The organism is Burkholderia sp. SRS-W-2-2016 (assembly GCF_001931485.1).
GTDB lineage: Bacteria > Pseudomonadota > Gammaproteobacteria > Burkholderiales > Burkholderiaceae > Paraburkholderia.
This window is the reverse complement of the sequence record NZ_MSDV01000002.1, coordinates 26,458-40,592: the sequence shown is the minus strand read 5'-3', so window position 1 is coordinate 40,592 and position 14,135 is coordinate 26,458. Positions and strand designations below refer to the sequence as shown.

Annotated in this window: 13 protein-coding genes; 3 read left to right on the top strand and 10 right to left on the bottom strand. The window is 61.3% G+C overall.

The genetic code is table 11. The features are described 5' to 3' along the window. The first annotated feature begins 324 nt into the window (after positions 1–324). Genes BTH42_RS00525 through BTH42_RS00515 form a run of 3 tightly spaced genes read left to right on the top strand, consistent with a single transcriptional unit; the run spans position 325 to position 6,498 of the window. Positions 325–3,174, top strand: a complete 2,850-nt coding sequence (locus tag BTH42_RS00525; protein WP_075294772.1) for a DNA methyltransferase — start codon at positions 325–327, stop codon at positions 3,172–3,174. Then, the gene (locus BTH42_RS00520) at positions 3,171–5,285 is read left to right on the top strand and encodes a DEAD/DEAH box helicase (protein WP_075294771.1); all 2,115 of its coding nucleotides are present in this window, start codon (positions 3,171–3,173) and stop codon (positions 5,283–5,285) included. Before BTH42_RS00525 ends, BTH42_RS00520 begins: the two co-directional genes overlap by 4 nt. Next, complete coding sequence (locus BTH42_RS00515; RefSeq protein ID WP_075294770.1) at positions 5,272–6,498, top strand: GIY-YIG nuclease family protein; 1,227 nt, start codon at positions 5,272–5,274, stop codon at positions 6,496–6,498. Before BTH42_RS00520 ends, BTH42_RS00515 begins: the two co-directional genes overlap by 14 nt. Before the next feature lie 65 nt (positions 6,499–6,563). On the opposite strand, the gene BTH42_RS00510 is transcribed toward BTH42_RS00515, so the two are convergent. From BTH42_RS00510 to def, 10 genes are all read right to left on the bottom strand, one after another. After that, a complete protein-coding gene (locus tag BTH42_RS00510) occupies positions 6,564–6,800 on the bottom strand; it encodes a hypothetical protein (protein WP_075294769.1) in 237 nt (78 codons plus the stop codon). A gap of 154 nt (positions 6,801–6,954) precedes the next feature. Further along, positions 6,955–7,137: a hypothetical protein gene (locus BTH42_RS00505; protein WP_075294768.1), complete on the bottom strand. Its 183-nt coding sequence runs from the start codon at positions 7,135–7,137 to the stop codon at positions 6,955–6,957. After that, entirely contained in the window at positions 7,130–7,444 is a 315-nt protein-coding gene (locus tag BTH42_RS00500; RefSeq protein WP_075294767.1) for a hypothetical protein, read from the bottom strand. Before BTH42_RS00500 ends, BTH42_RS00505 begins: the two co-directional genes overlap by 8 nt. Positions 7,445–7,457: 13 nt before the next feature. Next, a complete protein-coding gene (locus BTH42_RS00495; RefSeq protein ID WP_075294766.1) occupies positions 7,458–7,829 on the bottom strand; it encodes a hypothetical protein in 372 nt (123 codons plus the stop codon). A gap of 58 nt (positions 7,830–7,887) precedes the next feature. Continuing rightward, a complete protein-coding gene (locus tag BTH42_RS00490; RefSeq protein WP_075294765.1) occupies positions 7,888–8,541 on the bottom strand; it encodes a hypothetical protein in 654 nt (217 codons plus the stop codon). A gap of 377 nt (positions 8,542–8,918) precedes the next feature. Next, positions 8,919–10,499 carry an integrase arm-type DNA-binding domain-containing protein gene (locus tag BTH42_RS00485; protein ID WP_075294764.1) on the bottom strand — a complete coding sequence of 527 codons (1,581 nt, stop codon included), beginning with the start codon at positions 10,497–10,499 and terminating at the stop codon, positions 8,919–8,921. Positions 10,500–10,676: 177 nt separating this feature from the next. After that, on the bottom strand, positions 10,677–11,534 hold the full coding sequence (gene htpX, locus BTH42_RS00480) for a zinc metalloprotease HtpX (protein ID WP_075294763.1): 858 nt from the start codon (positions 11,532–11,534) through the stop codon (positions 10,677–10,679). A 107-nt stretch (positions 11,535–11,641) separates the two neighbouring features. Then, positions 11,642–12,289 carry a LysE family translocator gene (locus BTH42_RS00475; RefSeq protein WP_075294762.1) on the bottom strand — a complete coding sequence of 216 codons (648 nt, stop codon included), beginning with the start codon at positions 12,287–12,289 and terminating at the stop codon, positions 11,642–11,644. A gap of 115 nt (positions 12,290–12,404) precedes the next feature. Next, positions 12,405–13,400, bottom strand: a complete 996-nt coding sequence (gene fmt / locus BTH42_RS00470; protein WP_075294761.1) for a methionyl-tRNA formyltransferase — start codon at positions 13,398–13,400, stop codon at positions 12,405–12,407. A 32-nt stretch (positions 13,401–13,432) separates the two neighbouring features. Continuing rightward, entirely contained in the window at positions 13,433–13,936 is a 504-nt protein-coding gene (gene def, locus BTH42_RS00465) for a peptide deformylase (protein WP_075294760.1), read from the bottom strand. Between the last annotated feature and the right edge of the window lie 199 nt (positions 13,937–14,135).

Below are 14,135 nucleotides of genomic sequence, written 5' to 3'. Positions count from 1 at the left end.
TTCCGCTCCCATCCGACCTCCCACCTTGTTTTTCCAGGGTGGGAGGGGTGGGAGGAAACGGCTCGCTGCCGCGCAACCCAAACCTGGCCGGCTGCGCCGCCCGGCCGACCCGCTGACGCCGGCGAGCCTTCGGCATCCGCTTCGCGCGCAAGCAAAAACGCGGGCATCGCACGGCTATGCTGCATGCCGAAATGGCGGGGCTTCGATGCGGACTCTTGCCAATGACGATCAAAGCTGCTTGGATCGGTCGCCACGGCCCGAACCCGATCCATCTTTGACATAAGCCCGGGCATAATAGTAGGCAAAAATTTCCAGACCACACACATGAATGCAGTCGAAATCGAGGCCGCTGTCTCCGACTTGGCCGAAGCGCCATTTAACGCTGAGGATTTTCCTTACGCCTTCCTCGCTGCCTTCGGGAACAGAGACACCACGATCGCCCGCCTCCGCAAAGGCGACACCAACAAATCGGATGTTCCAGGCGGCGTTCTACAACGCAGTCACATCCACCTCGCTACCTGCACTTCCGGCCAGGTTAATGCGACGCTCAATGTGCTGCGAGCGAGCCCGGAAACCAAGAAGGGTAAGGTCAAGTTCATCTTGGCCACGGACGGCGACACCCTCGAAGCCGAGGAAATGGCGAACGGCGAGACGATCGCCTGCGAGTACGCAAAGTTCGCCGGCCATTTCGGCTTCTTCCTGCCGCTCGCGGGCATCTCGACGATCAAGGAAATCAAGGACAGCGCGATCGACGTTCGCGCAACCGGCCGACTGAACAAACTCTATTTGGAACTGCTACGCGAGAATCCCGATTGGACTACGGACGAGCGTCGGCAGGACATGAATCACTTCATGGGCCGCCTGATTTTCTGTTTCTTCGCCGAAGACACGGGGATTTTCAGCCGCAACGGCCTGTTCACGAAGACCGTCGATCGGATGAGCGATGCGGCGTCGGGCAATGCCCACGACGTGATCAGCACACTCTTCCACGCGATGAACGTACCGACCAAGGGTAACGCACGTGCAGAAGCAAAAATCCCAGGATGGGCCGATGCCTTCCCGTATGTGAACGGTGGCCTGTTCGGCGGTAGCAACGAGGTACCGCGCTTCACGCGCATGGCGCGCACGTACTTGCTCCACGCCGGCCAACTGGATTGGCACGAAATCAATCCAGACATCTTCGGGTCAATGATCCAAGCGGTCGCCGACGACGAGGAACGAGGCTCCCTCGGTATGCACTACACGAGCGTGCCGAACATCCTGAAGGTGCTCAACCCCCTGTTCCTTGACGATTTGCGTGCGCAGCTGGAAGCCGCGGGCGATAACAAAGCGAAGTTGCTGAACCTGCGCAAACGCATGGCGCGCATTCGCGTGTTCGATCCGGCGTGCGGTTCGGGCAACTTCCTGGTCATTGCGTATAAGCAGATGCGCGAAATAGAGGCCGAAATCAATCAGCGTCGAGGAGAGCAAGCAGATCTGAAGTCCGTTATCCCCTTGACCAACTTCCGGGGCATCGAACTCCGCAATTTTCCGGCAGAGATTGCCCGCCTTGCACTCATCATCGCTGAATACCAGTGCGACGTTCTGTACCGCGGTCAAATGCAGGCGGTGCAAGACTTCCTGCCGCTCCAAGCGGAGAACTGGATCACCTGTGGGAATGCTCTCCGGATGGATTGGTTGGCGCTTTGCCCACCAACCGGGACGGGCGTAAAGGTCGTCGCGGATGATCTCTTCCAGACGCCACTCGACCAGTCCGAAATCGACTTCGCGAACGAAGGTGGTGAGACTTACATCTGCGGAAATCCGCCATATGTTGGCGCCACGGTTAAACCGCCGAAAGGTGCAAGCGCAGCAACGAAGGAACGCCTAAAACGAGAGGCGGAAAGTCGAAAAGCCGACCTTGAAGCTCTATTTGCTAACGAAACATCTAGCTGGAAGTCTTTGGATTACGTCTCCGGCTGGTTCATGCAGTTTTCCAAATATGCAAAAGCCACACAGTCTGCGTGTGCTTTCGTTAGCACTAACTCCGTTATGCAGGGAGAGCAAGTCTCGCGTCTTTGGCCCCTGATCCTGGGCGAATCCTTGCGAATAAATTTCGCATACACTTCGTTCAAGTGGGCAAATCTCGCGGCAAACAACGCAGGCGTTACAGTCGTAATCGTTGGATTGGCTCGGAAATCGCCTGGGAGCGTCGCCCTATATGAGGACTTGGGTGTTGATGGGATCAAACGTCGCGACGTTGACAATATCAATGCCTATCTAATCCCGTACCGTGATGTTTATGTTGGCGCACGATCCAGCGTCATTTCTCAAATCAAAGAAATGACCAATGGAAGTAAACCTGCTGATGGCGGCCACCTCATTCTCTCCCCAGAGGAAGCACGAGATTTTGTGCACAAGGATTCTCGTACGGCCTCGTATATTCGACCGTTTATTGGAACAGAAGACACGATCCACGGCGACTTTAGATATTGCCTATGGATCAAAGACCGAGAGTCCGCGGATGCGATGACCATACCGTTGATCAAGAGTCGCACTGATGAAGTTATCAAGATGCGATCAGAAAGCTCCAAGGAACTAACGAAAGATGGTGCCGCGACTCCGTACGCTTTCCAGCAAGTCCGGCAACGCGATAATGAAACCGTGATCCTAGTCCCGCGTCACTCATCTGAGCGACGCGAGTATTTGCCTATCTCATATTTTCAAGCTGGTGCCATCGTCGCCGACGGAGCCTTCGGCGTATTCGGTGCCGAGATATGGACTATGGCGCTGTTGGTTTCGAAGCTCCATCTCCTTTGGATTGCAACAGTTTGCGGCAAGATCAAAACGGATTTTCGCTACTCGAACACACTGGGTTGGAACACCTTCCCGATCCCTGCACTCACGGAGCAGAACAAAGCCGATCTGACCGAATGTGCGGAGAACATCCTGCTTGCTCGAGAAGCGCACTTCCCGGCGACGATCGCAGATCTTTACGACCCGGACAACATGCCGGAGGATTTGCGTCGCACCCATGAACGAAATGACGAAGTGCTTGAACGCGTCTACATCGGACGCCGGTTTCGCAACGACACCGAACGACTGGAAAAACTGTTTGACCTGTACACGAAGATGACTGCGGCGGAAGCGAAGCCGGCCAAGAAAACCATTCGAGCACGGGAGACCGCGCAATGAGCAACGAAGAGACCAAACGGTATTCGATTCCAACTGTTACCATCAAGACGCATCGGACAGGGGCGTCCAGCAAGTCGAACGCGCTGGGTATGCGTCCCATGCAGGAACGTGCCTACGCCAAACGGGGCGAGCAATACCTGTTGATCAAGTCGCCGCCGGCCTCGGGAAAGTCGCGCGCGTTGATGTTCATCGCGCTCGACAAACTGGCGAACCAGGGTATCAAGCAGGCGTTGATCGTGGTGCCCGAGCGCTCGATCGGGGGCAGTTTTGTCAACGAGCCGCTGTCCAAGTACGGCTTCTTCGCCGATTGGGTTGTGAAGCCGCAATGGAACTTGTGCAACGCGCCCGGCGCTGACGACGTCAGGGTGGCTCCGTCCAAGGTCAAAGCCGTCGGCGAGTTCCTTACCACCGACGACAAGGTGCTTGTTTGCACGCACGCCACGTTCCGGTTTGCCTATCAGGAACTTGGGCCGGCCGCGTTCGACGATCGGTTGATCGCGGTGGACGAGTTCCACCACGTCAGCAGCGACCAGGACAACATCCTGGGGCGGCAGTTGACCGAGTTGATTCAGCGGAACAAGTTACACATGGTCGCCATGACCGGATCGTATTTCCGCGGCGACGCTGAAGCCGTGCTCGCACCTGACGACGAAGCGCGCTTCGAGACGGTGACGTTCACCTATTACGAGCAGTTGAACGGCTATGAGTACCTGAAGTCGCTCGACATCGGCTATTACTTTTACACCGGCCCGTACCTGGACTCGATCACGGGTGTGCTCGATCCGTCGTTGAAAACGATTGTGCACATCCCGAACGTCAACTCACGCGAGAGCCTCAAAAGGAAGCACAGAGAGGTCGAGGAGATCATGGACAGTCTTGGCACCTGGAGAGGCACCGATCCCGAAACTGGCTTTCATCTGGTCCAGTTGCCCGAGGGCCGTGTGATCAAGGTCGCCGATCTGGTGGACGACGGCGACGGCCGCTCTGCTGTTCTGTCCGCGTTAAAAGACCCGAAGCAGAAAAACAACCGAGATCACGTGGACATCATCATCGCGCTCGGCATGGCGAAGGAAGGCTTCGACTGGATTTGGTGCGAGCATGCGCTGACCATCGGCTACCGCAACAGCCTGACCGAAATCGTTCAAATCATCGGTCGTGCCACCCGCGACGCACCGGGCAAGGAATGCGCACGCTTCACGAACCTCATCGCTGAACCGGACGCGTCCGAGGATATGGTGGCCGACGCGATCAACGATACGTTGAAGGCGATCGCCGCAAGCTTACTCATGGAGCAGGTCTTGGCCCCACGCTTCGAGTTCACCCCCAAGAATGCTGGCGAGCAACCAGGTTTCGACTACGGCCCCGACGGCTACAAGGACGGCCAACTCAACATCGGCGTGAACCACGATGACGGACGTGTGCACGTCGAGGTCAAAGGTCTGGTCGATGCGAAGTCCGAGGAAGCTGCGCGCATCTGCCGCGAGGACATCAACGAAGTGCTCGCCTCGTTCGTGCAGAACAGCAAGACGCTCGAACGCGGTTTGTTTGACCACGACAACACGATTCCCGAGGAACTGACGATCCTTCAAATGGGAAAGATCGTGCGCGAGAAGTACCCACACCTGGAAGAGGACGATCAGGAGGCCGTGCGCCAGTACGCGGTCGCTGCACTGGCCTTCACGCAAAAGGCCAAGCAGGTCGAAATGCTTGCCGCCGATGAAGCAACCGGTGCGGACGACGACGGCACGCCGAAAGCAAACCTTGCCCTCATTGAAGGGGTGAAGCAGTTTGCGATGAGCGTCAAGGAACTGGACATCGACCTGATCGACCGGATCAATCCGTTCGATACCGCCTACGCGATTCTTGCGAAGGCGATGGACGAGAAAACCTTGAAGCAGGTGCAAGCCGTAATCGCGGCGCGCAAGATCAACATCCCGATCGAAGAGGCGCGCGACCTGGCGAAACGGGCGCTCGCGTTCAAGCATGAGCGTGGTCGCCTGCCGGACATCAACGCCGCCGATCCGTGGGAGAAGCGCATGGCAGAGGGCATTGCGGTTCTTGCCCGCTTCAAGGCTGCCGAGAAGAGGAAGGAAGGCAATGGCAACGCGTAAAAAAAGCCCGGTAGAGGACGATGTGTCCGACGACGACCTGCTTGAGCAGTTGGGCATCTCGGTTGAGGTCGAAGTAACAGGTGGTCGTACGGCCCAGGAAGAGCGCATCATCGCCGGGTTCGAGGAAATCCAGCGCTTCGTCGAGCAGCACGGTCACGCGCCTCGTCACGGCGAAGACCTCGACATCTTCGAGCGCCTGTATGCGGTTCGCCTGGACCAACTGCGCCGCAACACGGCCGCTCTGACGCTGCTTGCGACCATTGACACCCAAGGCCTGCTTGCGTCGTCTCCAGCCCCGGCCCCCGTCGATCTCGATCAACTTGGAGACGACGACCTGCTTGCAGAACTTGGGGTTGAAGCAAAGAGCGACGACGACATCACGGTGCTTCGACATGTCCGATCGGCCGCGGAAAAGGCCGCAGCCGAACAGATCGCTGATCGCACGCCGTGCATCGATTTCGACCAGTTCAAGCACCTGTTCGACGAAGCCAAGGTCGGGCTGAGAGAAGGCACGTGGGAAGCGCTGCCGTTTGCACAGGATGCTGAAATCAAGTTGGAAAGCATCCAGCAAGGCGACTTCTACATCCTGAACGGGCAGATCGCCTACATCGCCGACATGGGGGACGAAATCAAAACGTCCGTCACCGACCGGCCGGACGCGCGGCTTCGTGTCATCTACGACAACGAGACCGAAAGCGATCTGTTGCAGCGTTCGTTCCAAAAAGCGCTCTACCGCGACGACACGCCGCGCCGTCTTCGGAAGAAAGACATGGGACCGCTGTTCAGCGGCGAGTGGGACCACGACGACGTGCAAAGTGGCACCATTTACGTGCTGCGCTCGCTTTCCAACGATCCGCGTATCGCCCCGTACCGCCAGGTCATTCACAAGATTGGCGTGACGGGCGGCAAGGTCGAGACGAGAATCGCGGATGCCGAGAACGATGCGACCTACCTGCTCGGTAAGGTGGAAGTCGTTACCACCTACAAACTGTCCGGCGTCGACCGGTCCAAGGTTGAATATCTGATCCACAGGATTTTTGGGAGCGCCCAACTAGACCTGGAAATCCTCGACCGCTTTGGAAAGCCGGTCAAACCTCGTGAATGGTTTTTGGTGCCCTTACCCATCATCGACGAAGCGGTGCAAAGCATCCTGGACGGCACGATTTTGAACAAGGTCTATGATCGGGAGTCCGGCAAGCTGGTGAGCCGGTAAAGACGGGGGCGCCCGCTGAACGGGCGCTCTTCTGCTATCTGCGACACCCTTGATTGTGTTCAGTGTCAGAGGCGTTTAGCCGCAACCGCCGGCAGGGCTGCCAGCCGGTCGGCGTCCCGGCGCAGGTTGCGCAGCGCTCGCCAGTCGCTCGGTGTCAACGGAAAAGCCATCCTGTACCCGTTGGGGGCTATGAGTTTTGGGTGCTTGCTGCGACCTTTAGCCTGGACGGTCCAGCCGCCTCTCACGAGGTTGGCAACCGCCGCGTTCACGTCTTTGTCGTTGCTGTAATGCTTCGTCGTCATGCTGCTCTCCGTTCGCTGGGTTGAGACGTTCGCCCAGGTTTGGACGAACGGCCCCGACGAACGGGCGGTGTGTCGGGCTTGCCTCCCGGCGGGTCGCGTGTGAGCGCCGTGGCGCTAGTGCTGCACTTCTTTTTCGTGCTTGACGGTTACGGCGTCAAGCACCGCCCCCGGCCAGCGACCAGAGGCGGTGGTAGAACTCGGTGCCGGTCATGGCCTGCGTTTCATCACGGCAGACCTCCAGGTACGTCCGATACATCTGCGGACCGTTCCAGTTGACGGCCTCGTGCGTCACCGGGCCGTCCCAAACTTCGATCAGCCAGCGTTGGAAATCAGTCATCGGTCAAGCCCTCGAAAAGCAGTTCGTCCGACGAGCACGCTGTGCTGCGCAGCATCGCCTCGATCGCGCCGGCCGGCGTTGGGCGCTGCCGCGGCTGCGGTACCTCGTCGTCCCAAGAGCGCGGATAGCCGTAACGGTTCATAAAATCGCGGTCGGTCTCGTCGCCGTCGTCGCAGTCGGCTTGATTGATGAACGCTGCGATGGTGGCCTTGGCCTCGTCGAAGGTCCGTTCGACCTCGGCCACGAGCGCGGCGCGCGCCTCTGCAGGCAGCCACGCGAACGCGGTGCGGGCGGTGTTTTTGGTCATGGCAGGCTCCTGATTAGGCGAGGTGGTGGGCGGCGCACAGTTCGGCGCGGCGTTGGTCGAGCAAAGCCAGCGCGTCGTCGCCGTCGTTCATCAGCGCGATGGCGTGGTCCAGCACCTCGGCCTCGATGCCGTGCTCGGCGGCGATGTCGATGCGCGCCCGGTCGCAAAACGCCTCGTACGCGTCGGTTTCCTGCGCGTGTTCATGGAGGCTGTCGCGCTCGTCGTCATCGTCCGGGTCGTCGGCGTTCTCATCGATCCAGTCGGCGATCCATTCGTCCTGCGCTTCGCTGTACGCACGCTCGGCGGCGATCGCGCGCTGCGCGGCATCACGGCCCAATGCGACCAGTGCGTTGAGGGCTTCGTTCGTTGCGTGGTTGATGCTCATATGTAGTATTCCTAAATGATGTGATAGGTGGTATCAAACAAACATACAAACAAACGTATCAGTGCAAGTTGGTGCCGGCCGACGCGGCATAGGACGGGGTGTCAACGCGGCAGTCGAACCCGATCTGATCGCCATAGGCCACGGCCTTGGCGTCGATCGTCTCGCTTTGAATGCTGTCGTCGGGCAAGCCTGCGATGTTCAGGATCGCGCTCAACATCGGGAACACGTCGAAATCGCCACGCCCTTTCAGGTCAACCGCCAACAGCATGAACTGAAAGCCGGTGAGCACCGGGGTTTCATCGGTCAAGGGCTGGCCCTCCGCCGCCCATGCGGCGACGGCGAGGTCGATGGTGTCCTGCGCCCGGTGCTCGGCCCGAGCCAGCGTAGCCACGAGGTCGTGGCGGTTCTTGGCGCAACGCTTGGAGCGGTGCAGGTACATGGCGCGGCGTTCGGCCTCGTCAAGGTCCGGCGTTGCGAGCGTCAGCAGGCCGTACGCGATCGTGCCCTCGCGGGCCACGGGCAGGCTTTCGTCGAACTTCATGAGGGCTTGAACGACCGCCATGCGCAACGGAAACGGCAGGGCGATCCAAAAGATGGCCTCGACCGGCAGGCAGGTGATCAGCGAGTAGACGATGGGGAACGGAAAACACTCGGCCAGCAACGCCTTGCGGGTTTTTTCGTTGGAAGCGTCGTGGGGGTTACGGTATTTCATAGCACTCTCCTGAGAGTTGGTCGCGTGAAAGGCAAAGGGACACCACGGTTTAAGGTGGTGCTTTTGCCTCTCGACCAACTAGAGGTGCTACGGTTACGACCGCCGGCCCGTGCACAGGCCGCCGGCTGCTGGGCTTGCGTTCGCCCAAATCCGAGTCGCGTGGGTGCGCCTCACGGCGCGCTGGCGCTGCTCTGCCAGCCCCGCGGCGTCGCTGGTGGGCGTCGCGGTGAAATGAACTGTACGCGCCCGGGATGGGGCCGTACAAGCGTTTTTTTCGAGGCTTTGGGCGCTCCTGGAACAACCGGCGAGTTCCGATCGTTCCCGGTCGTTTCCTCCCGTTTCACCAGGTCAATCCCCTATGCTCCGTAGGGGATTGATCAGGCCTGAAGGGTGCCGACGATGACGCGCAGTTGGTCGAGCAGCGCCGGATCGTCCGCTGCCCGGGCTTTGAGCGCGTCGAGCAGCGCCGTGGCGTCGTTCGCGGGCACCGGGGCCACGCCCGGCACGGGGATGCCGCAAAGCCCGAAAATCTTGCGCTCATGGGCCTCGGCCGCCGGGCGCAGGGCGTTGATCCGAGCGTCGATGTTGACGTACGACAGCGTTATTTCGGTGTCTTCTTCGGCGACGTGGTTGAGCGCTTGTTTGACTAAGCGCGTGTCGGCCCGGGTCGAGGCGTCGCCGCCGACGATGAGGCTGTACATTTCCCCGCCGTACGAGCGCCGCAGGTCGTGCAGGGACACGTAAGTGCCGGACTGCTCGCTGGCGAGGTCGAGCAGGGACTGGACGCCTTGAATGTGCCCGCTCTTGGCCGTCCGTCGTTCGGTCGGGAACACGTACTCGCTCACGGGGATCGGTACGCCGCGCTTGGCGCGTTCCACGTCCCGGCCGCGGGGTGCCGCGTTGGCCGCGATGCGCTCACGCAAGAGGGCTTCCAGGCCCGGGCACAATGGCGCGTAGTGCACGCGCTTGTTTTTGGCCCGGTCCTCGGTGACGCGTATCCACCGTTTTTCGAAGTTCACGTCCTCGACCCGCAGCGCCAATGCTTCCATCTTGCGGAACCCCAGGCACAATGTGGTGATGATCGCGTCTGCCATCACCGACCGGGTCCACGGGTGGCCGGTCTTGACCGCCGTTTCGGCGTTGCGCTGGGCCGCGATGAACCGCAACCAGGCTTCGCCCGACTCGTCGTTGGTCGCGAGGTAGCGCTGCGAGCGCTTGGGCTTCGGCAGGGCCGTGTCGTGGCTCTTCAAAAACTCGTCGAACACGTGAACGTCCGGGGCTTCGGTGCTCGGCAGACGCCCGAACGCGGCCCGGCTGTATCGCCAGACTTTGATCGCCGTCGAGTCGCCGTGCTTCTTGCGCACCCCGGCGATGAGCGCGGCCAGCGCATCGGTCGTCACGTCTGCGACAGGCTTTGACCAGATGGGCTGTTTCTGGATCACGTTGATCGTGTTCTGACGATCCCGCGCTGTGTTTTTCGTGTCGCCTTTGCCTTCGGCTGCGTTTTCGGCCGACCGCCTCTCGGCGTCACGTTCGAGCATGAGTCCGAACGTCAGCCGGCGCTCCTTGTCCCGTTCGATCGTTTTCTGCGTGTTCGCCTCGACTTCGTGGTTCGGGTCGATGCCCTGGCGCATCTTCGCCAGCGCGGTCAGCGCGTTCTTGCGGGCTTGTCCCAGGCTGGTTGTGCGGTAGTCACCGCAGACGAACCGGCAAACCCGCCCGGCCAGTTTGCGCTCGCAGTACCACGTCTGAATCCCGGTGCGGTACCGGCGCAGGGCAAAGCCTGGCGTTGACGCGTCGCGGATGAAGTAGTCCCGGGCGTCGTTGGGCACGGGTTCCGTGACGAGCCTGCCGTCCGCGTCGAGCCCCACGGGCTTCTGCCCGAACGGCAGGCGACGCATGGCGTCGATGGTCTTTTCTGTGAACGGGACTTTGCCGGCGGCGGTGGGCGATGGCATGAGGCGGGCGTGAGGGTGGGCCAGCCCGTAGGATACGGGGATACGCAATCATCATGTTGCCGCGTATCCCCCGCGTATCCTTCCCTACCCGGTCAGAACCGGTTACTTCCGCCGGATGCGGTCGCCTTGCGGGTGGGCGACCGGATCAGTTTTGAAGCGCTGGAATAACCCATCGAATCACTCGAAACGCCCAGTACGCGCCATTTCCATCAATCTTACGACGCGTTCTTCGGTGGCCGGGTGAGTGCTAAACAGGTTGGCGATACCACCGCCACTCAAGGGATTCATGATCATCATCTGCGCGGTGGCCGGATGCGCCTCCGCGGTCGGGAACGGGATGCCGCTCGCGTAGCGATGAATCTTGTCGAGCGCCGATGCCAACGCCTGCGGGTCGCCGGAAATCTGCGCGCCGCCACGGTCGGCTTCGAATTCACGCGCGCGCGAAATCGCCATCTGGATCAGCGCACCGGCGATCGGCGCGAGCAGCGCGACCGCGATGCTCGCGATCGGGTTCGCCGGACGGCCGTTTTCGTCGCGGCCGCCGAAGAACATCGCGAAGTTCGCCAAAGCGGAAATCGCGCCGGCCATCGTCGCCGAAATCGTCGAGATCAGAATGTCGCGGTGCTTCACGTGCGCGAGTTCGTGCGCCATCACACCGCGCATTTCGCGCTCGGACAGCACTCGCAGAATGCCGGTGGTCGCCGCGACGGCCGCATGCTCCGGATTGCGGCCGGTCGCGAACGCGTTCGGCGCGTCTTCGTTGATCAGGTAGACGCGCGGCATCGGCAGATTGGCGCGCGTGGCCAGCTCGCGCACCATCCGATAGAACTGCGGCGCACTGTTTTCGTCGACTTCCTGCGCGTTGTACATGCGCAGAACCATCTTGTCGGAAAACCAGTACGAGAAGAAATTCATCCCGAGGGCAATGATGAACGCGAGCATCATGCCGCGCGAGCCGCCGATCATCCCGCCGATCACGATGAACAGGCCCGTGATGGCGGCCATCAGCATCCCGGTTTTTACCCAATTGAACATGTCTGCAACTCCTTGCCCCAAACGTGGGCTTCGTCTCCACGCCGCGCGATCGCGGCGGCCGAGATTGTAAGCGAAATGTTAGATATGGGCGGGACGGGAAAATTCAATCAGCGCGACGTGGTTGCCAGCTTGATGCCGAGGCCGACGAACGCGCTGCCGACACCGCGGTCGAGCCAGCGCTTGACCGTCGGCTTGCCCGAAAAGCGTTGCGTGACGCTGCCCGCGATCCACGCGACGAAGCTGTTCCAGAGCATGCTCATCACGACGAACACCGCGCCGAGCGTGAGGAACGCGAAAGTCTTGTGCTCGCTGCCGGTCGCGACGAACTGCGGGAAGAACGACACGAAGAACAGCACCACCTTCGGGTTCAGCACGTTGGTCCAGAAACCTTGCAGGAACAGCTGGCGCAGCGACTTCGGCGCGGACGAGGACGACGCGCGGGTGTCGCCGGCCGGGACGTCGTCGGCCGGCTTCGAGAAAATCAGGCGCACGCCCAGATAGATCAGATACATCGCGCCGACGAATTTGATCACCGTGAATGCCGTTGCCGACGCGGCCAGCAGCGCGGTCAGGCCGAACGCGCAAGCCAGCGAATGAATGCAGCAGCCCGCCGAAATGCCGAGCGCCGACATCAGGCCCGCGCCGCGGCCCTGCGCGACGCTGCGCCCGACGATATAGGCCGTATCCGGCCCCGGGGTGACGTTCAGAAGAAAAACCGCGACGACGAAAAACTCGAAATGGACGATGCCGAACATGTGATGAACCCTCGAAACTGTGCCTGTTGCATGGAGGATTCTAACGCGCGGCGGGGGCTTGGCGGGTGCCGTCAAGCTCGGCCGAACGGTCGATGTTCAGCCGCCCGCGCCGCGCTTATCCTGCTACCGGAAGTTGGAAACGCTGGCCGGCGACGAGCGTCGAACCGGCGAGAAATTCACGCACCGGCAGGCGTTTGCCGCCGGGTTTCTGCAATTGCGTCAGACGCAATGCGCGTTCGCCGCAGGCCACGATCACGCCTTCGGGCGAAACCTCGGTGATCGTGCCGGGCGCGTCGCCCGCGGCGGCAGCCGGCGCGGCCACCGCTGCGGCGGCCCAGATCTTCACGATGCTGCCGTCTTCGAGCGTGCCCGCGCCGCCCGGGAACGGATCGAACGCGCGCACCTGACGGGCCAGCGCGTCGGCCGGCCGGCGCCAGTCGAGCGCCGCTTCGTGCTTGGCGATTTTTTCGGCGTAGGTCACGCCGTCGGCCGGCTGCGGCGTCGACGCGAGCTTGCCGCTGCGTTCGAGTTCGATCAGCGCATCGACGATCAGCTGCGCGCCGTCCTCGGCGAGGCGGTCGTGCAGCGTCGCGGTGGTGTCGTCGGCGGCGATCGGGGTGCGCACTTCGGAGATCATCGCGCCGGTGTCGAGGCCGGCGTCCATCTGCATCAGCGTGATGCCGGTTTGCGCGTCGCCCGCCTCGATCGCGCGATGGATCGGCGCGGCGCCGCGCCAGCGCGGCAGCAGCGACGCGTGAATATTGATGCAGCCGTGGCGCGGAATATCGAGCACTTCCTGCGGCAGGATCAGCCCGTACGCGGCAACCACCATCACGTCGTGCGGCGTCGCGCGCAGTTGTTCGATCGCGGCTGCGGCTTCCTCCGGATATTTACCGGCGCGGCGCAGCGAGGTGGGCTGCGCGACCGCCAGCCCATGCTCCTGCGCGTAGCGCTTGACCGGGCTCGCCTGCAGTTTCATGCCGCGGCCGGCGGGCCGGTCCGGCTGGGTCAGCACCAGCGGCACCGAAAAACCGGCGCGATGAATCGCGGCCAGCGCGGCCGCGGCGAATTCCGGCGTACCGGCGAAGATGACGCGCAACGAATGACTCATGAATGGACAGCGATAGGCAAGGTGAACGCGCGTTACATCGCGTGGGCGAGCTTCTTCATCCTGCTCTTGATGCGGGTCTGCTTGAGCGGCGACAGGTACTCGACGAACACGCGGCCCATCAGGTGATCCATTTCATGCTGGATACACACGGCGAGCAGCCCTTCGCAATCGATCTCGAAGGTTTCGCCCTTTTCGTTCAGCGCGCGCACACGAACTTTCTCGGCGCGCTCGACGTTGTCATAGATGCCCGGCACCGACAGACAACCCTCTTCCGAGAGCTTCTTCTCGTTGCTCGACCAGACGATTTCCGGGTTGATGAACGCGAGCAACTCGTCGTGCGTTTCCGACACGTCGATCACGATCACGCGCTCATGCACGTCGACCTGGGTCGCGGCGAGACCGACGCCGGGCGCGCCGTACATGGTCTCGGCCATGTCGGCGACGAGACGGCGGATGCGGTCGTTGACTTCCGCGACCGGCTTCGCCACCTTGTGCAGCCGTTTGTCCGGGTAATTGAGAATGTTCAGTAAAGCCATGATTTCGAGTGTGTTTTTTGACGCCGCGAGGCCTGGGAAGGCTCGCGTTGGCCGTTTGGCCAGCTTGTGAGCCCGTCGTGATACGCAGAGGATAGATGATGTCGAACCGGTTCGATTCAACACGCTTCGACTCGAGCGCCCGACGACGAGCCCGCGCGAACCGGCGCGGCGCAGCAGTTATTTCGGATGATGAAAATTC